Raw genomic sequence first — 24,918 nt, 5'->3', positions numbered from 1 at the left:
CCAATGGATAGCCAAAGAGGGTGCCCCTATGATTTCGGGGTACCCTTTTTATTTGAGTTGGCCTGCTTTTTCAAAAAATCAATGACTTTGTCAAATGGCTGAGAGGCTTTCACCTGGTCAAAACCAGTTAAGGGGCATCCTTTCTCCTGAAATCTTCTTAAAACTGCGTCAATGGTAAACATCTCAGGATTGAGATCTACATTCACTTCATCCCACCAAAGTGGAGTGGCGACCAAAGCCTCTTCATTCCCTCTCAATGAATAGGGGGCGATGATGGTTTTGCCTTCACCGTGTTGTATATAATCCACATACAGTCTGCCTTTGCGGTTCTTCTTTAACCGCTCGGTCGTGAAGTCCCCCGGATTATTGGTTACAAGGTAGTGAGCAATGAATTCTGTAAATAACCCTGTTTCTTCCCACGTATATCCTGGAGGGAGGGGGATATACACTTGAAGCCCCTTATTTCCCGATGTTTTGACAAAGCTTTTGAGGTTCAGCCCGTCAAATAATCCTTTCATGATGGTGGCCGCTTTAACGGCCAGTGAAAAATGATCGCGGCTTGGTGGATCTAAGTCGAAAACCACCTCATTGACGAATTCTTCTCCTGCTTTCTGAAAGGGGACATGAAATTCGAGTGCCAATTGGTTTCCAAGCCATATCAACGTTTCCAGGTTATTGCAAAGGGTGTAATGAATAGAATCCTCTTTGTATGTTTCAACAAAAGCAGGAGAATAATCAGGAGTGTTTTTTTGGTAAAAGGATTCACCGAAAACCCCGTGGGGAAATCGAATGCAGGTTAAGGGTCTGTTCTTTAAAAAGGGCAAAATCACCACAGACATCTTTCGGAGGAAACGGATATAATCCAGTTTCGTCATGGAAACCTCCCGAAACAATGTCTTTTCCGGGTGAGTGATGTCAACCTCTCTTGGAAGGGAGGCTTCGTCCAACATAAATTGCTCAAGTGTGCACGCTTCCGGTGGAGTGGTAAAAAGGAATTGTTTAAAATGGGGTTCCCGAAGCTTTCCTTCATGCCAATTCAGATAGACTATTTCTACGGTGATGGCCGGATCTATGGAATAAAGAGAATCGTTTTTTTCTGTACTATTTTGCTTAATTGTCGTTTTTACCGTTCTTTTTTCCTCAGCAGAAAGACCGAAATGAAATAAGCCGATCGGCATGATTTGTCCGTTATGGTAAACGCCGATATGGAAATAATCATTCGCATCATCCAGTGCGGTGATGAAGCATTGGCAATGTTTCCAGTTCTTACATTTGATCCAGTCAGCACTCCGTTTCCCCGCATCCCATTTACTTTGGCTCCTCTTCGCTACAACCCCTTCCCCTTCATCATTTAGAACGAGCTCCCATACTCTCTCAAAGTTTCGGTAATAAGGGACCATCTGCAAACTCAATGGGTGAGACGGGGCAGGTTCCAACGGTAATTGAAGGCGGGAGAAGACCTCTTTCAGTTTTTCTTTTCTCCTAAGATAGGGTTCCTGAATATATGATTTCTTCCCACACTGAAGTAAATCAAATGCAAGGAAGGTAACAGGTCTACTGGCAGCTGCCTGTAGGATTTTGTGAGCATTCCGCATTCTCCCCCTGACCTGGAGTTCCTGGAACTCGGTGCTGAAGGAGGATCGTAACAATACAACCTCTCCATCCAAAACGAGAGGGAGGGGAAGTGTATGCTCATCAAGTAATTGGTGGATATGCTTCTTTATCTCAGGGAAGTGACTCAGAAGTTCCTTCCCATTCCGGCTTTGAAGGCTGATTTGATCAGAGGATTGAACAGATAAAATGCCACGGAAGCCATCATATTTCACCTCATATAGCCAGTCATGACCAGAAGGAAGTTCATGACGTAATGTTGGGAGCATCGGTTTCATTTGTTTCACCTTTTTTTAAGTAGTAGTGTGTCCGCTTTGGACCCGGAATATTTCCAGATGTTTAAAGGGATGAAGAAAGTTCAGGAACTAAATGCTATGGATAAGGGATTAGTTTATGTAAAGGAGGGTATTGAAAGATATGCATACTATTTGGAAGGGTTCCATCAGCTTTGGACTGGTGAACATCCCCATTAAACTTCATTCTGCTACAGAAGACCGGGATATCAAGCTCCGTTCACTTCATAAAGAATGTCATACACCCATTAAATACGAAAAAGTATGTCCTGCTTGTGAAAAGGAACTGGATCAAGCCGATATCGTGAAAGGATATGAAGTGACGAAAGGCAAATTTGTCGTCCTTGAAGATGAGGAATTGAATGAGTTGAAGGAAGCAAGCGGTGATAAGGCTGTTGAGATTGTGGATTTTATTAAGATGGAGGAAATCGATCCGATTTTCTTTGATCGAAGTTATTTCGTTTCACCGAACGACGGCGGAAAAAAAGCTTATTCCCTTTTGAGAAAAGCCCTACAGGAATCAGGGAAAGTAGGGATAGCCAAGATCACGATGCGGTCGAAGGAACAGCTTTCCATCGTCCGTGTATACGAGCAGACCCTCGTTATGGAAACCATCCATTATCCCGATGAGGTCAGAGGAACCGGTGATGTCCCCAATGTGCCTGAAGGAGATGATATTTCTGAAAAGGAGCTGGAGACGGCGACCATGCTCATAGATCAACTGACGACAGAATTTCAGCCGGAGAACTATAAGGATCAGTATCGTGAACGCTTAAGTCAATTGATAGAATCGAAACAAACAGGGGAAAAAATGGTCACATCCAAAGAAAAGGAACCGAAAGAAAATGTAACGGATCTTATGGCGGCCCTGCAGGCATCCATCGATTCGTCCAAGCCCAAAAAGGCAAAGAAACCAACTAAAAAGAAAACGACTTCTAAGAAAAAAGCTCAGTAGAAGGCGTGAGTCAGGAGAGAGGGAGAAGTCTTGAAGGAGAAACATATTGAACAAGGCGTCTTTGTCGCTGTATCCCTTTTGTGTTTGATTGTATTCACCTGGGGATTTGTATCGATCGTGGAAGAATGGAAAGAAAATGAGATTGCCCAATTTGATAATGGTGTATTCGACATCGTCAGAGGGACGATTTCACCTAAATTAACGGAAATCATGACGGTCATCACTTTTTTAGGGGGAATAAAGGGTATCACCATCTTCACCGGGTGTGTAGTCATCATCCTTCTGTTTATGAAGAAATATCCACTTGCTCTGTTTGTAGCGATTACCATCCTGACAGGTGCGGGGTTCAATGGGCTTTTAAAATGGATCTTTAAACGGGACCGGCCCGATATTGAAGCATTGATCCAGCAGGGGGGATACAGTTTTCCCAGTGGTCATTCCATGAGCTCATTCATATTTTATGGGTCACTGGCATTCATCCTGTTCCGTGCCCTGGATCGTAAACGGTATAAATGGGCTAGTGTGATACTGGTCGCCATGCTTGTCCTGCTGATTGGATTGAGCAGGGTATACCTTGGGGTTCATTATCCAAGTGACATCATTGGCGGATTCACAGCAGGCGGTGCCTGGCTGACCCTTTGCATCACGATCTATATGTATTTCTACAAACGCAAGCATTGGAGAGAAGATGAAGATATGCATATAAAAAACGCTCAGGAGACCTGAGCGTTTTTGTATTAAAACAAATTAAAGATATACGGACCGATGGACGTGACATATAGAAGAATATAGATTCCCATGAAATAAAATACTCCTCCGAATGTACCCCAGTCCGGATCTCTGCCAACTTTCCAAAGCAGTGCAGTAAGGATGCTGATTACCGCTAATAATACATACTCACTTCCCGTAAATGTGAGATAGCCGGGAGCTGAAAAATAGAAATAATCTCCCATCGCCTTACCGATGAATGTCAGTGGCATAAGGATGAATAGAATGATCGAAGCATATTCCACCCAGTTGATTTCTTCTTTTTCAAACATATTCGGTTTGAACATATAAAGAAGGATCAAGACAAACAGGGAAGGAAGTACCCAATAAAACGAAACCAAAATAGTGACCAAACTGCTGAACAGCATGAGCACCGAGTTGTTCAAGGCTTCCTTTACGCTTCGTTTCGACCATTCCGTACTTTTGACAATGGCTTTTTCATCCTGTGAGGCGCCGAACAGTTCATAATAATCACCGCCATAATCAAGCCAGGCGATTTCTTGATCGGAAATCTGAAGTGGTGAATATGTAAAGTGCTTGCTTGTACTTATAGGCGTAGCCACAAACTGATTGGATTCACTGAAAGGTGCAACGTACAGACTGATGGTATTTTGTCCGCCTACTTTGTGGCTCTCGGATGTGAAGAGGATCGACCGCTTTCCATCGATGTCTGCAAACTGCACGGACCTCGGACTTTCCAATTTGAAGCCTGATTGGTCATTTGTAAATGCAACCTGGACAGGCTTTATGATCGACGTTCCTATATCGCTCATGGGTGTTTCCAATTTCCATATCTTATAGGATAATGTACCTTGGGCACGCATTTCTTCATTGTACAATAGTGTTAATTGATTGTTTTCTTTTATGAAGGATAACCCGTTAATATGATGATTCGTCGCTGTTTTGACCACGGCAAACGGCTGCTTCACCAATTGTAATTCTTCATCTAAATAGTAAAGATGGGCATGGGTATCATCCTGCTTTATTTGTACTACGGCACTTCCGTCGTTTTCGACATAGGCATCAAGGACTTCATCAGGGAATCTGTAAACTTCCTTGCTGGAAAGATCAGCTGGAGAAAGAGAGTACAGGACTTCTTGTTTCCAGTAATAGATTGTGTTTGATGAAGTGCTGATTCCCGTTACGTTATCATCGATGGTCTTGTCTCCGGTGTCATCGGATGAAATGAGCTGGTCACTCTTCACTTGTATGATCTTATTTCCATCCGTCCAAAAAGGCTTGCCCCTTGTCACGCTTATATTCAATGAACCTTCTTTATTTGGATTAAGTGATTCATCGAACGAAAATTGATCTACCTTTCCATTGCTTGCTAAGAATAGTCCCTCCTCGTTATAGAAGACAAGCGGACGTTCCTCAGATGAATAGCCCAAAGGGATCGACCTGCTCCAATCGGGATCCGGCTGTTGTTTGACGTTCAGAAGCTGGTGAAAGAAAAGTGCACCAATCAATAATAAAATGAACACGATTGGTATTCCAAATGTTTTTAATTTTGCTCTCACATTCATTCCCCCTCATTCTCTCTCTTAAAACATGTGAGTACATTTTAGAATTTTACCACAATTCTTATTTATATTCACCAGATTTTTCCTTTAGGGACATGAACTTTTGTGTTGACTTTTATTTTTGGAGGGATTACAATGATATTGAAAATCATTCTCATTAAAAAAGAGTTCCCCCTCTTTCAGATAGAGAGAATGGTTCATGATTACCCCCTTTTATTAGTTCAAAAAGCCAGGCCTGGAGCGATGCTTCAGGCCTGGCTTTTTCTTGCATTTCATATCATCATGTCGTAAATTGTTAAAGGATGTTTATTTACGGGGAGGGATAATAGAAAGTGAATCATAAGGATGACAGACGGTTTCGGATCGCCAACCACGAAGCATTAATTGGTGTTGCACTCGTTCTCATAAATTTTTTGTGGTGGTATGGATTTGCATTTGGACTCGGCGGACAGCCTGTATCGGAGTACGATTGTATCTTAGGGATGCCGGCATGGTTCTTCTATAGCTGTATTGTGGGATTTCTTCTTATGGTATTTTTAGTGATCATTGTGGTGAAATACTTTCTGACAGATATTCCGTTTGGTGATGAGGAGGATGGTCATGAATAGTATGGCAATGATTCCCTTATTTGCCTTTTTGATTTTGATTTTCATAGTAGGGATTTATACCGCTAGAACCGTAAGCAGATCAGACTCCTTTGTACAGGAATATTTCCTCGGCAGCCGACAACTCGGAGGCTTTATCCTCGCCATGACGATGATTGCTACATACGGCAGTGCCAGCAGCTTCATCGGTGGTCCGGGTGCTGCATATACATATGGGCTATCTTGGGTGCTCCTTGCCATGAGCCAGGTTGTGACAGGATATTTTGTTCTGCTTATACTCGGTAAGAAGTTTGCCATTATGTCAAGGAAGTATAAAGCCGTTACATTGATCGATTATTTACAGGGGAGATATGGAAGCAATAAGATAACGGTCCTATCGGCCATCAGTATCATCTTGTTCTTATTCTCTGCCATGATAGCCCAGTGGGTAGGAGGGGCACGTTTAATCGAATCATTGACGGGATTGAGCTATGAAACCGCTCTGTTCCTGTTTGCCATCTCCGTCCTCGTGTATGTGACGATCGGCGGTTTCCGCGCCGTGGCCATCACAGATGCGATCCAGGGAGTTGTCATGCTTGTAGGGACATTGATCCTGCTGATTGCTACTATCATGGCAGGTGGAGGAATGGAAAAGATCATGATGGAATTGCAGGCTGAAAATCCGAATTTACTAAGTCCTCATGGACCAAACGGTGAATTGAGTGCAAAGTATATCTCGTCCTTCTGGATCTTAGTGGGAGTGGGGGTCGTTGGACTTCCACAAGTAGCCGTAAGGGCCATGAGCTATAAAAATTCCCGTTCTCTGCACAGGGCACTGATTATCGGCACGATCGTCGTGGGTTCGATCATGCTTGGCATGCATCTTATCGGCGTTCTGGCAAGAGTCGTCCTGCCGGGAATCGAAGTGGCGGACAAAGTCATGCCTCTCCTTGCGCTTGAGGTGCTTCCTCCGTGGCTTGCGGGAATTGTTCTGGCAGCTCCCATGGCAGCCATCATGTCGACGGTGGATTCGTTGCTGTTGATTGTATCATCAGCCATCGTGAAAGACGTTTATATGAATTTCATCAATAAAGATGCAAAAGAAAAGCAGATCAAGACGATCAGCTTCTGGGTGACGAGTATTACAGGTATAATGGTTTTTCTCATGGCATTAAGCCCGCCTGAATTGATTATCTGGCTTAATTTATTTTCTTTCGGAGGTCTTGAAGCAGTCTTTATCTGGCCAATTGTACTCGGACTGTACTGGAAAAAGGGAAATAGTGCTGGTGCGCTTGCTTCCATGGTTTCAGGATTGATGGCGTATATTTTATTTCATAGTTTTGCACCAAACTATTTAGATATGAATACGGTCATCTTTCCTATTATCATTTCCTTTTTCATGTATGTACTGGCTTCTTTGGCTACTCAATCGAAACTTCGGATGGATGGGTTTAAGTAACCCATCCATTTTTGTCTTTTCTAACGCAATACAGTACATTGAATAGTAATAAATGAAGGATGGGATGAGGGAATATGGAACATTCTGTAGTCGTGGTCGGAGGAGGGATCGGGGGGCTCACTGCTGCTGCCCTCCTTGGAAGTGCCGGGTATCATGTACATGTCCTTGAAGCTTCAAGGGAATGGGGAGGCTGTGCCGGGAAGTTCCAACGGGGAGAAGCGTTATTTCCAGTCGGGGCGACTCTTGGAATAGGGTTCGAAACGGGGGGAATTCATCAACGCATCTTCCAGTACCTCGGCATTGAGTTGCCGTCGACTCAACTCCTTGAGCGGGTAATGGACGTTCATCTTCCGGAGGTTAGCTTAACTTTCCATCGGAATCGGAAATCGCATGTAAATGGGTTGATGAAAGCGTTTCCTGATAGTGCAGATAAAATTGCCTGTTACTTCAAGGATTTGTACAGGATCGCAAAAAAAATACGGAGACTCGTGGATTCCCTGCCCATCCTTCCGCCGAGGACGCTAAGAGAGTGGAAGGAGCTCATTATGAGCCTGAATCTGGGTTCACTGACCCTTCTGCCAGGCTTTCAAAAGACCATGCTCGATCTGCTGAAGAAACATGACCTGCATGTCCACACATCCTTCAAACATTTTATTGATGGACAGCTGATCGACAGTATGCAGGTGGAGAGCGACCAATGTTCGTTATTACTCGGATGCCTGGCACTTGATATGTATCATGAGGGGGCCTTCTACCTTGAAGGTGGCTTATATCGCATAGCCGAATGTCTGGTCGATGCATCGGTATCGCATGGGGTTAAAGCGACCCTGGGGAGGAAAGTGGTAAGCATTACACGTGATGAGCATCTTCAGGAGTGGATCGTCTCTGATCATAGAGGGAATGAATATCATGCCAATCATGTCATATGCAACGTTCCTGTCCAGTCACTCAAGAATCTATTCCCTGACGAATATGCACCAATGATTAAAACCTATTTGAAAGGAAAAGAAAGAGAGGCTGTGTGGGGGACCATGACCCTTTATATGTTATTGAAAGAAGAATCACTGCAGGAAACTCTCCCCCTGTTTACGCAAATTTGCACAAGCAATGATGGTCATATGACGGAAGGAGACCATCTGTTCTTATCATTATCCCATCCGGATGACCGGCAGCGGGCGCCGGAAGGTTTCCGTACTATGACGGTATCCACCCATACAAAATTAGAGAATTGGGACACAAAAGAAAAATATGATTGGTACAAGGAGAATCTTAAAGAGAAGATGCTGGATTCAATAGAGATGGTCATACCTACTATTAGAAGTAGTCTGATAGAATTCTACCCGGGTGCGCCCAAAGCGTGGGAACGATATACGGGGCGGCCCGGCGGCATTGTAGGGGGATTCCCCCAAACCAATGATCACGCTCTCTTTAACAGTCTATCGCACAGGACTCCACTTGAGAATGTCTGGATGTATGGAGATTCTATCTTCCCAGGTGCGGGTACCATCGGGGTGTCTGTCAGTGGGTACCATGTCTTTCACTCTATCACAGGGAAAAAGCTTCCAACATAAAGCAGGAATCAGGATCCCGTATGTAGAATGTTGTGATGGGGTGATAATATGTATAAGCTGACACAGTATGACGACCCAATAGCCTTCCATGATAAGGTTCATTCTCTCCTTATGGAAGATGAGGCAGCGAATAATCTGCCTTTGGGATTATTGAATACTATGAAAACGAGTGACAAATATATAGATCCACTTCTGCTTTTAGTGGAAAATAAGGATGAAGACGCAGTGGGATCATTCATCATGACTCCACCTCATTACCTTGTCGCTACCCTGAAAGTAGGGAAGGATGATATCCAGGCAATAGCCGAACAGCTCAATACGTTTTGTGAGGATTCCGGAATCACGATCCCCGGTTTTGTTGCTGAGAAAGAAACCGCACTTCAATTGACCCATGCCTGGTGTCACGTTACGGGGAAGGGTTTCACCATCCGTATGAACCAACGGGTGTATCAATTGAATGAAGTGAATGATGTTCAGTTGAGTGAAGGGGTAATGGTCCCGGTTCGTTCAGGTCAAGAGGGGCTCCTGGCCGAGTGGATCAGTGAATTTGTCGCAGATACAGAACTTATAACTTTGTCCGGTGATGAAGCGCTCAAAAGGGCGAAAGATATGATTGATAATGAACGCTATGTGTTCTTTTGGGAAGTGGCCGGACAGCCTGTTTCCATGGCAAGGGGGGCAAGAAGAACGAAAAACGGGATTACCGTAAATTTTGTCTATACCCCATCCGAATTCAGGAAGAAGGGATACGCCTCTTCTGTTGTAGCGGAACTGAGCCGTCTGTTACTGCATGAACACTCCTTTTGTTCCCTCTATACGGACCTGGATAATCCCACATCGAACAAGATCTATATGGAAATCGGTTATAAACCAGTCTGTGATTCCATGATGATCACCATTGTTTGAACCAATCAGCACAAGTTGGAATAGAATATTCATTAAATGGTTGACATCGTGAGAAAAAGCGATTAGTATAATAAACAATCAATTAAATGAGCGAATGGCTTTGACGAAGAGGAGTACCTTTAATCGACACTTCAGAGAGCTGGTGGTTGGTGTGAACCAGTGTGATCGTTACTAGGGAATGGACTTCCGAGCTTCCAAACCGAAACCTTTGGGAAGTAGGCTTTGGCGAATGTCTTATCGTTACAAAAGACGCGTATTAGAGCATTTTGCTCCGATACGATTGAGTGGACTGTAAAAGCAGTCAACAAAGGTGGCACCACGGGTATCCCGTCCTTTCTTTTTATAAGATAAGGATTGGGATGCCTTTTTTTATTCTATTATATTGATAAATCGTTGAATAAGAGGAGTACATTCAAGTGATGCATAACAGGGAGTTAAGGACAGTGAGACCTTAGCATGATAGCTTGTCTGGAATGGACTTATGAGAGATGATCTGAATGAAGTAGGGTCGTACGGATTTCCACCGTTAAAAGGATAGAGTATCGGGTGATAAACCCCGTACTTGAACCAAGAGGGGATATAAGTATATCCCAATAGAGGTGGCACCGCGGTCAGCATCGTCCTCTATGAACAGTATTTCTGTTCATAGGGGACTTTTTTTATGGACTTTTTAAAAGGTGAAAGCGAATAGGAGGATATCAATGATGAAGCACCAAGATTTAAACTATGTCGTGAAAGAATTGAATGGTGATATGTACACACCAATATCACTCTTTCAATCCCTAAAGGGGAAGAAGAAATTTTTATTGGAGAGTTCGCTGAAACACGAACAATCCGGTCGCTATTCTTTTGTGGGAAGCGATCCGTTCATGGAATGTAAAGCATATGGGGATACCGTACAGATTATAAAAACGTCTACTGATCGAGTAGAGGAACGAACAGGGGACCCCGTCGAGATGATTCAAAGCCTTATTCCCCACGTCCCTTTAGAAGGTGCACCCTTTCCTTTCACAGGTGGAGGGGTTGGGTATTTAGGATATGATGTGATCAGACATTACGAGGGAATCGGTATCACCCCCCATGACGAATTGGAGATGCCGGACATTCATCTCATGTTCTATGAAAAAGTCATCGTCTTTGATCATCTTGAGCATAAAGTATACATCATTGTCATGAATGAATGGACAGTAGAAATGGATGTGGATCTTCAGGAAAAAGTGAAAGAAATCGAAGAAGAGCTGACAAATGTGTATTTGGGCACAAACAAAGAAAAACTGGATCGTCTTTCCTTTCATGCTCGAACGTCAAAAGATGATTATATGGAGAGAGTGGAAAGAGCGAAGCAGTCGATTCAGGAAGGAGAAATCTTTCAAGTGGTGCTTTCCCAAAGGCTGCAGGCATCCTTTTCCGGAGATCCTTTCACATTCTATAGGGGCTTAAGGCAATCCAATCCGTCACCATATATGTTCTTCATCGACTTTGAAGAGTACGTCGTATTGGGGGCATCCCCAGAAAGCATGTTGAAGGTACAGGGCAGTCAGATCACAACGAATCCCATTGCAGGTACAAGGCGCAGAGGGAATACCGATGAAGAAGATGGAAAGCTTGAGAGGGAGCTGCTATCGGATGAAAAGGAAATGGCTGAGCATCGAATGCTTGTGGACTTAGGCAGGAATGATCTGGGAAGGATTTGTGAAATTGGATCCATCCGATTATCCAAGTACTTAACCATTGAGAGGTATAAATATGTGATGCACATCGTTTCAGAGGTGAAGGGTAAATTGAAGGAAGAAGTAACCCCCCTTGAAGCATTAACAGGCTGTTTGCCTGCAGGAACAGTGAGCGGGGCACCGAAGATCAGGGCCATGCAGATCATCAATGAACTTGAAACGACAAAACGTGGAGTATACTCAGGCGCAGTCGGATATATCGGGGTCAACGGCAATCTGGACTTTGCCCTGGCGATCCGAACAATGGTCGTGAAAGATGGTGTTGCCAATGTTCAAGCAGGGGCGGGCATCGTGTATGATTCAGATCCGGAATCTGAGTATGAAGAAACGTTGAATAAAGCGAAATCATTATTGGAGGTGACGGGATGATTCTACTCATTGATAACTATGATTCGTTTACGTATAACCTGTATCAATATATTGAAGAACTTGGTGAAAGGGTAGTGGTCAGACGGAATGATGCGATTTCATTGGAAGAAATAAAAAAACTGGATCCTTCAGGGATCATCCTTTCCCCTGGACCAGGTAAGCCTGAAAATGCGGGTATTTGCACCTCTATTATACAGAATCTTCACGCTAGTGTGCCGATTCTCGGCGTTTGTCTCGGTCATCAGGCAATCGGGGCAGCCTTTGGGGCAACCGTTGAAATAGCTGAAAAGGTCATGCATGGAAAGACCTCACTTATCAAACATAGTGGTGAAGGGATATTTGAATATTTGCCACAGCCGTTGGAAGTGATGAGGTACCATTCACTGGTCATCAAAAAAGGGACTCTGCCAGAACCACTGGAGACAGTTGCCCTTTCCATGGATGACGGGGAAATCATGGCCATCAAGCATATGAGATCTCCTTTGTTTGGGGTTCAATTCCATCCAGAGTCCATCGGGACGAAAACAGGAAAGAAGATCATTCAAAACTTTTTAGGCGAGATGAGAAAGGGGAATAACCGTGAAAAGATATCTACAAAAGCTGTCTGATGGTCATTCATTAGAAAGAGAAGAAATGAGGGGAGCCGTTCAGGAATTATTCAAGGAAGACACGACCGAGAGTCAGATAGCCTGTTTCTTGACCCTGTTAAAAATGAAGGGCGAAACAGTGGGGGAAATGACAGCCCTGGTTGAAGTGCTTCGAGAGAAGGCATTGCCCGTAACCAGCACATTAAAGGATGTATTGGATAACTGTGGGACAGGTGGAGATGGATCCCAGAGCTTTAATATCAGTACAACAAGCGCATTCGTATTGGCGGGGGCAGGCGTCAAAGTCGCAAAGCACGGAAATCGCAGCATATCAAGCAGGACCGGCAGTGCAGATGTATTGGAACATCTGGGCATCTCATTGGACTTTCAGGCCCATGAAGTGGAAATTCTCCTGAATGAAACCAATATCGCCTTCCTCTATGCCCCTCATATTCATTCTGGGCTGAAAAAAATCATGAAGGTACGGAAAGAATTGAAAATCCCGACCATCTTTAATCTGATTGGTCCACTAACGAATCCCGTTCAATTGGAAACCCAGTTGGTCGGGGTGTACAGAAGAGATAAGCTGGAAATAATGGCACGTGTCTTACGTGAATTGGGAAGAAAGCGGGCAATCGTTTTGAATGGGGCGGACTACATGGACGAAGCGTCACTTGCAGGTGAAAATCATCTTGTCCTTTTAGAGAATGGTGAAATCAGCTCATTTACATTATCAGGGAACGAAGTCGGGCTCCCATCTTATACCCTTGAAGAGATAAAAGGAGGAGATGCACGTGACAATGCCCGCATCTTACAGGACGTCCTACAAGGGAAAGAAGGAGCCTATACGGATACGGTCCTATTCAACGCAGGAATTGCCTTAGTTGCTCATGGTAAAGCTTCGACCTTCCGAGAAGGTGTAAAACTGGCAAGGGAAAGTATAGAAAGCGGACGGGCAAATGACGCACTCTCATCCCTTGTACACTATAGCCGACAACGACGAAAGCAGGTGATTTGAGTGGCAACCATTTTAGACACCATCATTGAAAAGAAGAAAGAAGAAGTGAAGGAGTTAAAACAATCCGGATATCAATCCTTTCATAATCAAAGCATTCCGACCGCATCACTATACGAAACGCTTAAATCGGCTTCCTCCCTACAAGTCATAGCTGAAATCAAGCGGGCATCACCATCAAAAGGCGATATCCGGACAGAAGTCGATCCGGAATTACAGGCCGCTATCTATGAAGAAGCCGGAGCATGCGCCATATCTGTTCTGACGGATACACCATTTTTCAAGGGGAGGATGGGGGATCTTGCGAATGTTCGAAGATCCGTATCGATCCCGATTCTGTGTAAGGACTTTATCATCGATGAAATCCAAATCGATCGTGCCAGGGATGCAGGGGCGAATGTGATTCTTCTAATTGTGGCTGCACTGGATTTCACCAGACTTAAGGAATTATATTCTTATGCATCAAATCTTGGACTGGAGGTTCTTGTAGAAGTTCACAAGGAGGAAGAAATGATGGACGCCTTAGAACTCGGTGCCACTATAATCGGGGTGAATAATCGGAACCTGAAAACCTTCGAAGTGGATCTATTGATCACTGAAACACTGGCTTCGATGGTGAAGGGAAGGGACGTCGTACTTATTAGTGAAAGTGGGATCAGAAATGAGTCGGATTCAAGGAGAGTGAAAGATGCAGGGGCACAAGGGATCCTCGTCGGGGAAACGTTAATGAGAAGTACAGATCCCGCCGTTACCCTCTCCGCTCTCAAGGTTGAAAAAGGTGAGAAGAAATGACGAAAGTCAAGGTCTGCGGCATCAGAAGACAAGTAGAAGCCGAGTGGGCACTGGAAGCGGGAGCCGATGCCATAGGGTTCGTGTTTGCCGAGAGTAAAAGGAAAGTCGATGTTGAGAAAGCGGCCGAGATCAGCAAATCCGTTTCTCCAGATCTATTGAAAATCGGTGTGTTTGTAAATGAATCAGTAGAAAGAATGGAAGAAATCTTTCATCTCGTTCAGCTCGATTATGTTCAGCTGCACGGGGATGAATCAGTGGAATTCTGTGAAACTCTCAATCTCCCTTTTATCAAGGCGATTTCGGTGAAGGAAAGAAATGATATAGAAGGTATCGATGAATTTCCGGGAGAGATGGTTTTGTTGGATAGCGGAAAGGGACCCCATCGTGGTGGCAATGGCACCACATTCAATTGGGATTATGCACATTCCATCAACATTCCTCAGCAGCTGATTCTTGCAGGAGGATTAAATCCGGACAATGTCAGGGAAGCCATAACAAAGGTCCGTCCCTATATGGTGGATGTCTCGAGTGGGGTGGAGACGGATGGGAAGAAGGACCGGTTAAAGATGGAAGCATTCATAAGGGAAGCGAAATCAGTGCTTGTATAAAATGAAAACAGTGAATGGAGGAAGAAGAATGTTATATACACAACCAGATCAAAAAGGCCTATTCGGTCAATTCGGTGGAAGGTTCGTTCCAGAGTCATTGATGAAAGCCGTTCAGGAACTCGAGTCCGCTTACGATGAAGCAATCAATGATGTACGTTTTCAAGAAAGGCTGCAAAGTTACTTGAAGGACTATGTAGGAAGGGAGAATCCTCTCTACTTTGCAGAAAATCTCAGCAGGCAGATAGGGGGAGCCAAAATCTATTTGAAGCGGGAAGATCTGAATCACACAGGTGCCCATAAAATCAACAACACGATCGGTCAGGCCCTCCTCGCTGAACGGATGGGGAAAAGAAAAGTCGTAGCAGAAACGGGAGCAGGTCAACATGGGGTCGCAACCGCCACCGTATGTGCCCTATTAAACCTTGATTGTGTCATTTTCATGGGTGCGGAAGATATCCGCAGGCAGAAGCTGAATGTATTCAGAATGGAGTTGCTGGGTGCAAAGGTAATCAGCGTCACCCAGGGAAGTTCCACATTGAAGGATGCCGTGAATGAAGCGCTGCGTTACTGGGTAGCCAATGTTGAAGACACTCACTATATAATGGGGTCCGTTTTAGGTCCACACCCATTTCCGAAGATGGTCCGGGACTTCCAAAGTATCATTGGAAAAGAAACGAAAAAACAATTCTTTGAAAAAGAAAAATGTCTTCCAAATGCCATCGTGGCATGTGTCGGGGGAGGAAGCAATGCCATTGGAATGTTCCACCCGTTTATTGAAGACAAAGAAGTGGACTTATACGGTGTCGAGGCAGCCGGAAGCGGTATTGAAACAAAGAAGCATGCCGCCACATTAACAAAAGGATCTGTCGGAATCCTTCATGGAAGCATGATGTATCTCCTTCAGAATGAAGAAGGACAGGTACAGGAAGCCCATTCCATTTCAGCAGGGCTTGACTACCCTGGTGTAGGACCTGAGCATAGCTATTTAAAGGAAATTGACAGAGTCCGTTATGCATCTATATCTGACAGCGAAGCCCTGAAAGCATTCAAACAATTATCACAGACGGAAGGGATCATTCCTGCACTCGAAAGCTCCCATGCCGTTGCCTACGCGGTGAAGCTTGCTGAAGGCATGACAAAGGACCAATCAATCGTCATTTGTCTATCAGGTAGAGGGGATAAAGATGTTGAACAAGTAAAAGAGATACTGGGAGGTAGTCAGCATGGGTAAAATCTTTCTGGAAAGCAGCCTTGAATCCGAATTAAAGCGTGGGAACAAGCTGTTCATTCCCTATATAATGGCGGGAGACGGTGGTATAGACACATTGATCACAACTTTAAAGAAACTTGAAGAAGCCGGGGCGACGGCCATAGAAGTCGGTATCCCATTCTCTGATCCCGTTGCGGATGGACCGACGATTCAAGAAGCGGGTAAACGAGCATTGGAGAAGGGAACCACACTTCGAAGGGTGTTCGATATATTGACTGAAAGAAGAGAAGAGATTGGGATCCCACTGATTTTTATGACCTATATCAATCCGATTTACAAATATGGTGTAGAACGCTTCTTCGAAGATTGTAAAGTAGCGGGTGTGGACGGGGTGATCATTCCTGATCTGCCCCTGGAGCATTACGATTTGGTTAAGCAGCCCTCGAAGGAAAAAGAAATAGCCATCATCCAATTGGCAACCCTCACCAGCCCTTTGGAGAGAGTGAAGGATTTAGCCTCTGTGACAGAGGGCTTCCTCTATGCTGTCACGATTAATGGAATCACAGGAACAAGAGAGGGGTTTGCTGAGAACATCTCCACTCACTTAAACAAGCTTAAAAACAATAGTCCGGTTCCGGTTCTTGCAGGTTTCGGGATATCGAGCCCCGATCACGTACGCAGCATGAGTGAAAGCTGTGATGGGGTTGTGGTTGGAAGTAAGATAATCGACCTTATTCAGCAAGGCTCATTTGATGAAATCAAGGAATTAATCGGGGCTTCGAAGGGGATTCTTCACCTGTGAAACCGTTCCTTTTGTAAAGATATATAGAATTTGATGAACAGACTCTAAATGAATGTTAAATAAAGGTAAATAGTCTTCTAATACTCTGAAAAATCAGTATGATAGAGATGTAGTTGAACAAAGCATCTTACTAGGAGGCTATTAAAATGAAAAGTATGAAAAAGTGGTTGTTAATGTTCATGACAGCACTATCAGTCGTAACTTTTGCAGCCGGATGCAGCAGCGACTCAGAAGATGACACAGGAACAGAAGAAAACATGGATGAAGAAAGTAATACAGACGAGAGCAACACCGAGGAGTAATAGATCTACAGCCGATCCTTATAGGGTCGGCTTTTTCCTTGACAAGATGAATTATTTTACACCTTTTATGGAGACAGTCAGTGCAGGGCTTACATCTTTATAAGATAAAGAAATATTTTTAAAGCCGGTTTCCTTTAGAGCCTGTGATATTTCTTCACCATAGCGTCGAGCTTTGCTGTCCCGCTCTTCATCTCCCCGGGGCTGAACGGTAATGAGGAGGGTGCCACCGGTTTTAAGCATCTTGTATAAATGGCTGAGTGCCTGCTTCTGATCATTCCATAATGGGTAATTATTAACGGAAAAGATTCGATCGTACTGAGCATCGTTTAACTCGAATTGACTGATATCCTGAACAAACAGGCGAACCCTGCCTTTCTCTATAGCTTTTTGATTCTTGTTTTCAGCCGCATCTTTCATTGTTTCGGAAAGATCGACCCCGTCCACAAAGGTATCAGGGAATCGAGTGGAAATGCGCTTAATACAATATCCCGGCCCATATCCGATTTCAAGAACGCGATCGCCATTTTCGATGGACAGTTGTTTGATGGACCAATTGTTGATCTTCCGATTATCAAACTCCATTACTTTCCCCACAACCCAGCCCAGGATTCCTTTCGGCCGCTTAAATTGTTTCTGTAACGTAAACAACAGGGCATCACCTCGTTTCCTATATTTTAAAATGAAAGTTCTACCTTTCAATTTTCCACAAAACCTGTGAAGTAAAACCTTGATTGGAATGTTGCAATTTTTTGAAAAAGTGGCATAATATAATCAAATCTAATTTGCGTTGATGAGAAGAGTACATAGTGAAAGCCCCTTATCAGAGAGCTTCGGAAGCTGAAAAGAAGCAGGGAGATTACCTATGGAAAATGGTCTCGGAGCATTCTACTCGAACCAATGGGGTGTAGGGTAGAACGGGGGTGGGCGTCCGTTATCACTGCCACGGTATAAGGGCTTATCTTGCTCCGTACTTGTTGAGGTAGTCTTGCGTGAGCAAGCTATAAACTAAGGTGGTACCACGAGCTTAACCCCTCGTCCTTGGATGTCTTTCGATATCCGCAGGACGAGGGGTTTTTAATTATATCGAGGAGGAAAACACTATGACTGTTTTTATAGGAGGGGCTTGGCCATACGCCAATGGCTCCCTGCATTTGGGACACATCGCTGCATTGCTGCCGGGTGATATCATTGCCCGTTATTACCGTTTGAAAGGGGAAAGGGTTCTGTATGTTTCGGGAAGCGACTGCAATGGCACCCCGATCGGGATACGGGCGGGACAGGAAGGGATAAAGGTTGAAGAAGTGGCAGATCGCTACCATGAGGAGTTTGTCCGCTCCTTTCAATCACTGGGATTCAGCTATGATGAGTACACAAGGACGGACCATCCGTATCATCATCAGGAGGTACAAAGAATCTTTACCACCCTCCATGAACAGGGGTGGCTGTATGAAAAAGAAGTTGAGCAAGTATACTGTTTAAACGATCAGCGTTTCCTGCCAGACCGGTTCGTAGAGGGAACCTGTCCAGTTTGCGGTGCGAAGGCGAGGGGAGATCAATGCGATCATTGTTCGACCGTACTGGATCCAACAGACTTATTGAATGGAATTTGTAAAATTTGCGGTGAGGAACCGGTCCTGAAAACGACCACCCATTTATACTTTGCCCTTTCTAAATTCCAGCAACCATTAGAGAGGCTGATAAAGGAACAGAAAGGAAAGTGGAGGGATAATGCCGTCCAGCTTACAAGGCGCTACCTTAAAGAAGGATTGAAGGACCGCCCGGTTACAAGAGATTTGGAAAATGGGGTGGAGGTTCCGATTGAGGGATTCCGAGATAAGAAGATTTATGTGTGGATCGAAGCGGTGTGTGGATATTTGAGTGCATCAAAGAAATGGGCCGGAGAGGGGAATGAAAGCCTGAAAGAGTTTTGGGCTAAAGATACACTCTCTTATTATGTACATGGAAAAGATAATATTCCATTTCATACGATCATCTGGCCAGCCGTCCTTCTGGGGATGAATGAAGAAACCCATTTACCGGGTCACATTGTCTCAAATGAGTATCTGACATTGGAGAAAAGGAAAATATCGACGAGCCAGAATTGGGCTGTCTGGGTAAAGGATCTTCTTAGTGATTACCATCCTGATACGATTCGTTATTTTCTGACGATCAATGCACCTGAAAAGAGGGACGCAGACTTTTCATGGAGAGAATTTATTTATAGCCATAACAGTGAACTTCTCGGTGCTTTCGGAAATCTTGTACAACGCACCGTGAAATTCTATAAGAAAGAATTCGGTGACAACCTGATTGTAACCAAAGTAGATGAGAGGGCCCAACAAAAAGTGGATGAGGTATTCTCATCCGTCGGTCACTGGATTGAATCAGGAAGTACGAGACAGGGGCTTGAGGAAGTATTTGAATTCATCAGGTGGTGTAATAAACGTTTTGATGAACAGAAGCCATGGGTAATAGTGAACGAAAACAGGGAAGAAGGGAAAATGGTACTTGAAGAATTCATTTATTTCATAAGTAATCTTAGAAGTATTCTCGAGCCTTTTCTACCTTTTACAGCTTCAAAGGTCGCGGAGCAGTTGGGGATGACCCACCAACCGCTTTGGGAAAGTGTATCCCTCCCCTTAAAGCTGACAATAGAAAATGCTTTACCCTTGTTCAACCGGATTGATTTGAAATGGATCGATAAAGAAAGGGAAAAGCTGAATGGAAAATCCAAAGGAGAATGAAATGAAAGTCGTCATTGTTTCAGACACCCATCTGCCGAGAAAAGGAAGGGGACTCCCTCCTCTCCTACAGAAAGATCTTATGGAGAGTGATCTCATCATTCATGGAGGAGATTTCGGGACCCATGATGTATATATGGAATTCATGGGGTACGGGGAATTGATTGCCGTTGCTGGCAATGTCGATGACCCAGAACTTCAATCCCTACTCCCGAAAAGAAGGATCATAGAAAGAAGGGGCATGAAGATCGGGATAACACATGGGGACGGAATGGGGAAGACCACTGAAAAAAGGGCACTGGAGGCCTTTGAAGATGTGGATGTGGATGTAATCATCTTCGGTCACTCCCACATACCCTATTCCCGCTTTATGAAAGGAGTCCTCTTATTCAACCCAGGCTCTCCCACTGATAAACGGAAGCTACCATATTATTCCCACGGTGTATTGACAATCGGAGATACCTGGAAGATCGAGCACATATTTTATAAATAAAAAGAAAAAGCACAGTGGCTGAACTGTGCTTTCTTCATTATTTAATGGGATATTGATAATACTCTTGACTATAAAAGGTTTGAAAACCACTTGATTCATAAAGATTCAGTGCCTTGCTGTTCGCTGCAGCCACATCAAGGTATATATCATCGGTCCATTTGGATTCCTGCATCACGACCTGTGACAATGCTTTTCTGCCGATTCCCTTTCCCTGAAAAGATGGGAAGACCGCAAACCCGTAAATGAAACTTTTTTGGTCCGCACGTTGAACCCTTATCTTACCGACCACTTTTTCATCGTGGATGATCATAAGATTTCCTTCCCTTGACTCTTCAAACAGCCTCTTGGTATAGGATTCAGCATCACTTCTGACAACCCCGAAACAGGTTTCATCAAGGTCGATGATGGTTCCGATATCTTGTTCATCCGCTGTTTTGATCTCGACAGAATCAGAATCTATGAGCAACTCTTTTTTATTCCATTTCATTTCATATTCCGTGAAATCATAGACAGCGTCCGTATGTGTAATAAACCCTTTTCCAGACGTCGAAGATCCCGGAATATTAAGTAAGAGCGTGTTGACCGGACGGGATTTTAAAGAGTGCAGTGCTTTTTGAAACAGTTCTTGGAACAGGTGCTGACGACGGAAATGAGGATGGATCATCCCACATATTTCGTAGGAATCACCAAAACCGTATATTCCTAAAAATCCGACCAGACGGCCCTCCTTATAAAGAAGGAAATCATCTTGATCGTTCTTTCTTTTTTTTAGCATTTCCCAGTTCAATTTTAAATTTATCCCTTCAAAATCCTCGCAGACATTCTGGAGATCCTTTATATCTTGAAGTTGTGTAGAAGTAAGCAAACGTTATCCCCCTTTTCCCGAAAGAGAAAGAATTTTCTTACTTGATTTTATTTTATGAGCATTATTTATACAAGAAAATTTTGTTATTTCATTGAAAAAAGAAGTTGGGACAAAAGAGTTTAGTTAAAAAAAAATCCGAACGATCATTTGCAATCGTTCGGATTTATCATTTAGCTTGTTACGTAAATACTGTTGGTTTTGGATGTAGTGAGTAGTGGTTGATTTCCGCTCCAGTTGCTCGCTTTCCGCGGGGCTGGCGGTGAGCCTCCTCAGGCTAAAGCCCTGCGGGGTCTCACCTGTCCAGCGTTTCCCGCAGGAGTCGAGCAACTTCCGCTCCAATCAACTTTCCAAGCGTAAGTGTTTCACTATTACATGGTAGAGTCCCCCATTGCATACACCAACTCTGATTCTATTAGTACCAATGATCAATTACCGTTACTTATACAAATACTCTTTCTTACCTGCTGTGAATGACTCATATGCTCCGAATGATCGAACAACGGAAAACTATAAGTCTTTGTATGAATAACAAACATGGTAAAACGGGACTTTTAAAATTTTTGCTAAAGCTTATACACTGTAGAGAGCAGGATCTAGCTTTTGATTGTAGTGCAAGACGAAGACTCCTACGGGAAAAGCGGAATAGGTAAGACCCCGCAGGAGCGAAGCGACGAGGAGGCTTGCCTTCCGCCCGAGAAAAGCGAAGTCTTGCACGGAAATCAAAAGCGGTGTAATAAGTGATCCTACATAATTTTTTGAGTGTTCGTCTTTAGTGAAGGAGATTTAGATATGTCACAGTCTCTCCATCTCATTCCTTATCCTGTATCCGTTGAATGACCTCATGGAGTTCATCCGGCTTCAAAAATTCCAATGGGGAAAATCCTTTTTCAAACATGACGGACTCGCTTTCAATCATCAGGACGTATCGACCGTTTACTTTCGCCAAGTGAATGCTGTCTCCGAAATCCGAGAGAAGGGCTTTTACTGAAACATGATCAAGCTTCACTTTCAGTTCCACTTCAGGAGATTGTTCGACAATTTGGGAAGTGGCTTCCACTACCTGTTCCGTCGTGAATCGTTCCTGCAGTTCACGCTTTGGGCTGATGGCCCATTCTTCCACGGCTTCTTCAAATTCGACCCGTTCGTCACTTTCTTCCGCATAGGTTTCAGAAATATGTTCCTTTACCATGCCGTATACTTGGGATTTGACGATTTCAGGCATGGACTTTTCATATTCCACCCATTTCAGGAAATCTTCAAAGTATCTCGCATGTGATGCTTGATGGATCTTGATTTCGGCTGAATCCATCATGCCTTCCTCGGGCATATACGGATATTGGATGGATTTCATATTTTTCGTTGTGATCGCCATTTCTACATTATGTATCAGGGTGGCTTCATCCGTAATGGTGGCAACCTTTGGTTCGAAATCACATTTCATGAGGAATAAAAAGGGATCATCAAAAAATTTGGTGAGCTTTGCGGTGGCCACTAAAAACGCTCCGCCCCGGATAGCGCTGGCTTCTATGTACATTTGGACAATCTGATCACATGCTTCACGAAAATCTTCTTTACTTTCAGCATAACGGGTTCGATGAAATAAATTGTAGTTTGGATTCGATGTAAGTTCATGACCTGGTTCTACAACAAATCGGCCAATTTTGGTGGGAGCGGAATCTGACTTGGAGTGCCTGTCCACCTTGCGCTTGACGATCTTAGTTAGTTCGCCGTCCAGGAAGCTTTTGAGGGGGCTTTCCTCATACTCATCACCTGTCAATGTTTGAAAGTGCTTATGTCGTTTATCTGCTTCTTCGCCTTTTCCTTCTACCTGGATTAAATAAAAGGAAAGATGTTGTATGGTAAAATCCATGATTTGTTCTCCTGACCTGATTAGATTCGAATTCTTATGATTTCACATTTCTTGTTACAGTATAGAAAAGCACAAAAGGTTCGTCAATCGACTTATGAAAGGGGAGGTTTGAGAGATACTATCTAGTAGCTTGATAAAACGTAAGGTGGTGAGCTTGGTGAGTAATGAATCATTTTTCACATTAATGAAAAAAGGAAATAAATCTTCATTCTTTGCAATGGTGGGAAATGGGATCCTTGCAGTCGCAAAAGGGGCGGCATTCTTTATCAGTGGGAGCGGGGCAATGTTTGCCTCAGCCATGCACTCGTTAGCCGATGCCGTCAATCAAGGATTTGTGTTTATTGGCAGTGTTCTTTCAGAGAAAAAGCCGACGGAAAAGTTCCCGACAGGTTTTGGACGTGTCATCAATCTATTTTGTATGATTGCGGTCATCGTCGTTTCGGTTATGGCTTATGAAACGATTCGTGAGGGGTTTCATCTACTTAAACATCCCGCTGAAGTGAAGGGGATATGGATAAATGTTTCCGTATTACTCCTGAACATCCTCATTGATGGTACGATCCTCTTTAAAGTGATGAAGGAAATCAGTCAGGAAGCCCGCGTGGAAAGCAGGGGAGCCGGAATTGTAACAGGTGCGTTCAAGCATGTAAAACGGGCAGCGCCCCCAACAAGACTTGTGTTTTATGAAGACTTAGTGGCTGTATCAGGTGCCATTCTTGCTTTGATAGCGGTCCTTGTTTCATATTTCTCCCCGTTTCAACTATTGGATGGGATTGTGACCATCATGATCGGATTCCTGATGGTGGGGGTTGCCTTCAGGGTCGGATATGACAATATGGTGGGTCTGATAGGGGTTGCTGCTCCAAAGGAAGTGGAGGACCGGATTGCTGCTGCCATCTTTGAACATGAAGCAGTCATTGATATCTTTAAGATGAGGATCACTCAGGAAGGCCGCTATTACCATGTTGAATCATATCTTGAATTGAAAAAGGGATTACCCCTGTCAGAAGCGGATGACATTAAGTTTGTCATACAGGATCAATTAATAGCAGATCCCGATATTGCGGATGTAACATTGGGAATCATAGAGGACAATGGGATTCAGGAGTGGAAAGGGACTGGTATGCCCGAAATGCCGTAATGATCATCCGGCTGATGATGTCAGCCGGATGATGCAGATTAATTTTGAATGAATTTTTCAAATACAAACCCAAAATCTTTAAGGGTCAATTCTTTTTTCTTGTCCGAAAGCCAATTGAAGGCATATTGATTGACCTCTTTAAACTGCTCAACAACATTTACTTCATCAGTCTTTACTTGTCCCAAAGTTGAGGATGCCAATTGAAGACTTTCATTGGCAAAGCCGGAATAAATGCTATTGTCATTGGTGATTTCACCAATTTTTATAAGGGACTTATAGAGATCTTTCACTTCTGTTAAATGTTTTTTATGAACATCGATGGAGTAGATTTCAGAACCGATCTTAAACTTTATTTCGACATCAAGATCTACTGTTCCCGCTGTTTCGAGAAGGACATTCGAAAGGTTATATTTGTAATAATCCAAGCGGCGGAGCACCCGCTTCTTGCTTGCTGCACTCGTTCCATCCAGGTGGATGAGAGCTTTGTTTGTAAAGCAGTATTCATCGGATTTGGATTTGATCAGGAAGTAAATCTTCTCTCCATCTTCATGCATAATGTAATCATCTGAATCGGCTTTGTCGTAATCCTGAGGCTTTATGACTGTGCCGATATCACTTAAACCTAATACGTCTGAAGCAACTTTTCCAAACATGCGTTCAAATCCTTTCGATTTTGATTGTTTTCTTTCTTACCATGAGATAAGACTTCATTAGTATATCATA

Annotated in this window: 24 protein-coding genes and 3 other annotated features; of the genes, 18 read left to right on the top strand and 6 right to left on the bottom strand. The window is 43.8% G+C overall.

What is annotated here, in order from left to right; genetic code table 11:
- Positions 1 to 26: 26 nt before the first annotated feature.
- On the bottom strand, positions 27 to 1,889 hold the full coding sequence (locus M1J35_RS15540) for a DNA ligase D (RefSeq protein WP_254651677.1): 1,863 nt from the start codon (positions 1,887 to 1,889) through the stop codon (positions 27 to 29).
- A 139-nt stretch (positions 1,890 to 2,028) separates the two neighbouring features.
- On the opposite strand from M1J35_RS15540, the gene M1J35_RS15535 reads away from it, so the two are divergent.
- Positions 2,029 to 2,859, top strand: a complete 831-nt coding sequence (locus M1J35_RS15535) for a non-homologous end joining protein Ku (protein ID WP_224519747.1) — start codon at positions 2,029 to 2,031, stop codon at positions 2,857 to 2,859.
- Positions 2,860 to 2,889: 30 nt separating this feature from the next.
- Positions 2,890 to 3,585 (top strand): phosphatase PAP2 family protein, encoded by a 696-nt coding sequence (locus M1J35_RS15530; protein ID WP_224519748.1) that lies wholly within the window; start codon positions 2,890 to 2,892, stop codon positions 3,583 to 3,585.
- An 11-nt stretch (positions 3,586 to 3,596) separates the two neighbouring features.
- Here M1J35_RS15530 and M1J35_RS15525 read toward each other — a convergent pair whose 3' ends face one another.
- Complete coding sequence (locus M1J35_RS15525) at positions 3,597 to 5,147, bottom strand: hypothetical protein (protein ID WP_254651676.1); 1,551 nt, start codon at positions 5,145 to 5,147, stop codon at positions 3,597 to 3,599.
- A gap of 138 nt (positions 5,148 to 5,285) precedes the next feature.
- Here M1J35_RS15525 and M1J35_RS15520 point away from each other — a divergent pair, with 138 nt between their 5' ends.
- From M1J35_RS15520 to M1J35_RS15460, 13 genes are all read left to right on the top strand, one after another.
- Positions 5,286 to 5,441, top strand: coding sequence for a hypothetical protein (locus tag M1J35_RS15520; protein WP_254651675.1), 156 nt, complete (start codon positions 5,286 to 5,288; stop codon positions 5,439 to 5,441).
- Positions 5,442 to 5,482: 41 nt separating this feature from the next.
- A complete protein-coding gene (locus M1J35_RS15515; RefSeq protein WP_254651674.1) occupies positions 5,483 to 5,758 on the top strand; it encodes a YhdT family protein in 276 nt (91 codons plus the stop codon).
- Complete coding sequence (gene panF / locus M1J35_RS15510; RefSeq protein WP_254651673.1) at positions 5,751 to 7,193, top strand: sodium/pantothenate symporter; 1,443 nt, start codon at positions 5,751 to 5,753, stop codon at positions 7,191 to 7,193. The genes M1J35_RS15515 and panF overlap by 8 nt, the downstream gene beginning before the upstream one ends.
- Positions 7,194 to 7,267: 74 nt before the next feature.
- A complete protein-coding gene (locus tag M1J35_RS15505; protein WP_254651672.1) occupies positions 7,268 to 8,764 on the top strand; it encodes an FAD-dependent oxidoreductase in 1,497 nt (498 codons plus the stop codon).
- Between the two features lie 48 nt (positions 8,765 to 8,812).
- Positions 8,813 to 9,670, top strand: a complete 858-nt coding sequence (locus tag M1J35_RS15500) for a GNAT family N-acetyltransferase (RefSeq protein ID WP_254651671.1) — start codon at positions 8,813 to 8,815, stop codon at positions 9,668 to 9,670.
- Between the two features lie 91 nt (positions 9,671 to 9,761).
- Positions 9,762 to 10,008: a binding site (T-box leader), on the top strand.
- A 46-nt stretch (positions 10,009 to 10,054) separates the two neighbouring features.
- Positions 10,055 to 10,298, top strand: a binding site (T-box leader).
- Between the two features lie 73 nt (positions 10,299 to 10,371).
- Positions 10,372 to 11,769, top strand: coding sequence for an anthranilate synthase component I (trpE, locus tag M1J35_RS15495; protein ID WP_254651670.1), 1,398 nt, complete (start codon positions 10,372 to 10,374; stop codon positions 11,767 to 11,769).
- Positions 11,766 to 12,377, top strand: coding sequence for an anthranilate synthase component II (locus tag M1J35_RS15490; protein ID WP_224519756.1), 612 nt, complete (start codon positions 11,766 to 11,768; stop codon positions 12,375 to 12,377). The genes trpE and M1J35_RS15490 overlap by 4 nt, the downstream gene beginning before the upstream one ends.
- Positions 12,349 to 13,374 carry an anthranilate phosphoribosyltransferase gene (gene trpD, locus M1J35_RS15485; protein WP_254651669.1) on the top strand — a complete coding sequence of 342 codons (1,026 nt, stop codon included), beginning with the start codon at positions 12,349 to 12,351 and terminating at the stop codon, positions 13,372 to 13,374. Before M1J35_RS15490 ends, trpD begins: the two co-directional genes overlap by 29 nt.
- Complete coding sequence (trpC, locus tag M1J35_RS15480; protein ID WP_254651668.1) at positions 13,375 to 14,163, top strand: indole-3-glycerol phosphate synthase TrpC; 789 nt, start codon at positions 13,375 to 13,377, stop codon at positions 14,161 to 14,163. It begins immediately after the preceding gene.
- Positions 14,160 to 14,771 carry a phosphoribosylanthranilate isomerase gene (locus tag M1J35_RS15475; RefSeq protein ID WP_061811375.1) on the top strand — a complete coding sequence of 204 codons (612 nt, stop codon included), beginning with the start codon at positions 14,160 to 14,162 and terminating at the stop codon, positions 14,769 to 14,771. Before trpC ends, M1J35_RS15475 begins: the two co-directional genes overlap by 4 nt.
- 28 nt (positions 14,772 to 14,799) lie before the next feature.
- Complete coding sequence (trpB, locus tag M1J35_RS15470) at positions 14,800 to 16,002, top strand: tryptophan synthase subunit beta (RefSeq protein ID WP_254651667.1); 1,203 nt, start codon at positions 14,800 to 14,802, stop codon at positions 16,000 to 16,002.
- Positions 15,995 to 16,783 carry a tryptophan synthase subunit alpha gene (gene trpA, locus M1J35_RS15465; protein WP_254651666.1) on the top strand — a complete coding sequence of 263 codons (789 nt, stop codon included), beginning with the start codon at positions 15,995 to 15,997 and terminating at the stop codon, positions 16,781 to 16,783. The genes trpB and trpA overlap by 8 nt, the downstream gene beginning before the upstream one ends.
- Before the next feature lie 146 nt (positions 16,784 to 16,929).
- Positions 16,930 to 17,085 carry a hypothetical protein gene (locus M1J35_RS15460; RefSeq protein ID WP_224519763.1) on the top strand — a complete coding sequence of 52 codons (156 nt, stop codon included), beginning with the start codon at positions 16,930 to 16,932 and terminating at the stop codon, positions 17,083 to 17,085.
- A gap of 51 nt (positions 17,086 to 17,136) precedes the next feature.
- Here M1J35_RS15460 and M1J35_RS15455 read toward each other — a convergent pair whose 3' ends face one another.
- Positions 17,137 to 17,733, bottom strand: coding sequence for a class I SAM-dependent DNA methyltransferase (locus tag M1J35_RS15455; RefSeq protein WP_254651665.1), 597 nt, complete (start codon positions 17,731 to 17,733; stop codon positions 17,137 to 17,139).
- Between the two features lie 130 nt (positions 17,734 to 17,863).
- Positions 17,864 to 18,128, top strand: a binding site (T-box leader).
- A 57-nt stretch (positions 18,129 to 18,185) separates the two neighbouring features.
- Here M1J35_RS15455 and metG point away from each other — a divergent pair.
- Together metG and M1J35_RS15445 are read left to right on the top strand one after the other, a co-directional pair.
- Entirely contained in the window at positions 18,186 to 19,829 is a 1,644-nt protein-coding gene (gene metG / locus M1J35_RS15450) for a methionine--tRNA ligase (protein ID WP_254651664.1), read from the top strand.
- Positions 19,807 to 20,319 carry a metallophosphoesterase family protein gene (locus M1J35_RS15445; protein WP_254651663.1) on the top strand — a complete coding sequence of 171 codons (513 nt, stop codon included), beginning with the start codon at positions 19,807 to 19,809 and terminating at the stop codon, positions 20,317 to 20,319. The genes metG and M1J35_RS15445 overlap by 23 nt, the downstream gene beginning before the upstream one ends.
- A 37-nt stretch (positions 20,320 to 20,356) precedes the next feature.
- On the opposite strand, the gene M1J35_RS15440 is transcribed toward M1J35_RS15445, so the two are convergent.
- Both M1J35_RS15440 and M1J35_RS15435 read right to left on the bottom strand, forming a co-directional pair.
- On the bottom strand, positions 20,357 to 21,094 hold the full coding sequence (locus tag M1J35_RS15440; RefSeq protein ID WP_254651662.1) for a GNAT family N-acetyltransferase: 738 nt from the start codon (positions 21,092 to 21,094) through the stop codon (positions 20,357 to 20,359).
- 898 nt (positions 21,095 to 21,992) lie between these two features.
- The gene (locus M1J35_RS15435) at positions 21,993 to 23,054 is read right to left on the bottom strand and encodes a DUF3900 domain-containing protein (protein ID WP_224519768.1); all 1,062 of its coding nucleotides are present in this window, start codon (positions 23,052 to 23,054) and stop codon (positions 21,993 to 21,995) included.
- A gap of 184 nt (positions 23,055 to 23,238) precedes the next feature.
- Between M1J35_RS15435 and M1J35_RS15430 the strand changes: the two genes are divergently transcribed.
- The gene (locus tag M1J35_RS15430) at positions 23,239 to 24,195 is read left to right on the top strand and encodes a cation diffusion facilitator family transporter (protein ID WP_254653775.1); all 957 of its coding nucleotides are present in this window, start codon (positions 23,239 to 23,241) and stop codon (positions 24,193 to 24,195) included.
- A 38-nt stretch (positions 24,196 to 24,233) separates the two neighbouring features.
- Here M1J35_RS15430 and M1J35_RS15425 read toward each other — a convergent pair whose 3' ends face one another.
- Complete coding sequence (locus M1J35_RS15425; RefSeq protein ID WP_034758781.1) at positions 24,234 to 24,848, bottom strand: PH domain-containing protein; 615 nt, start codon at positions 24,846 to 24,848, stop codon at positions 24,234 to 24,236.
- Positions 24,849 to 24,918 lie beyond the last annotated feature (70 nt).

This window comes from Rossellomorea sp. KS-H15a (assembly GCF_024195245.1).
Classification (GTDB): domain Bacteria; phylum Bacillota; class Bacilli; order Bacillales; family Bacillaceae_B; genus Rossellomorea; species Rossellomorea vietnamensis.
The sequence above is the reverse complement of the archived record's forward strand: the minus strand, read 5'-3'. Positions and strand labels throughout refer to the sequence as shown.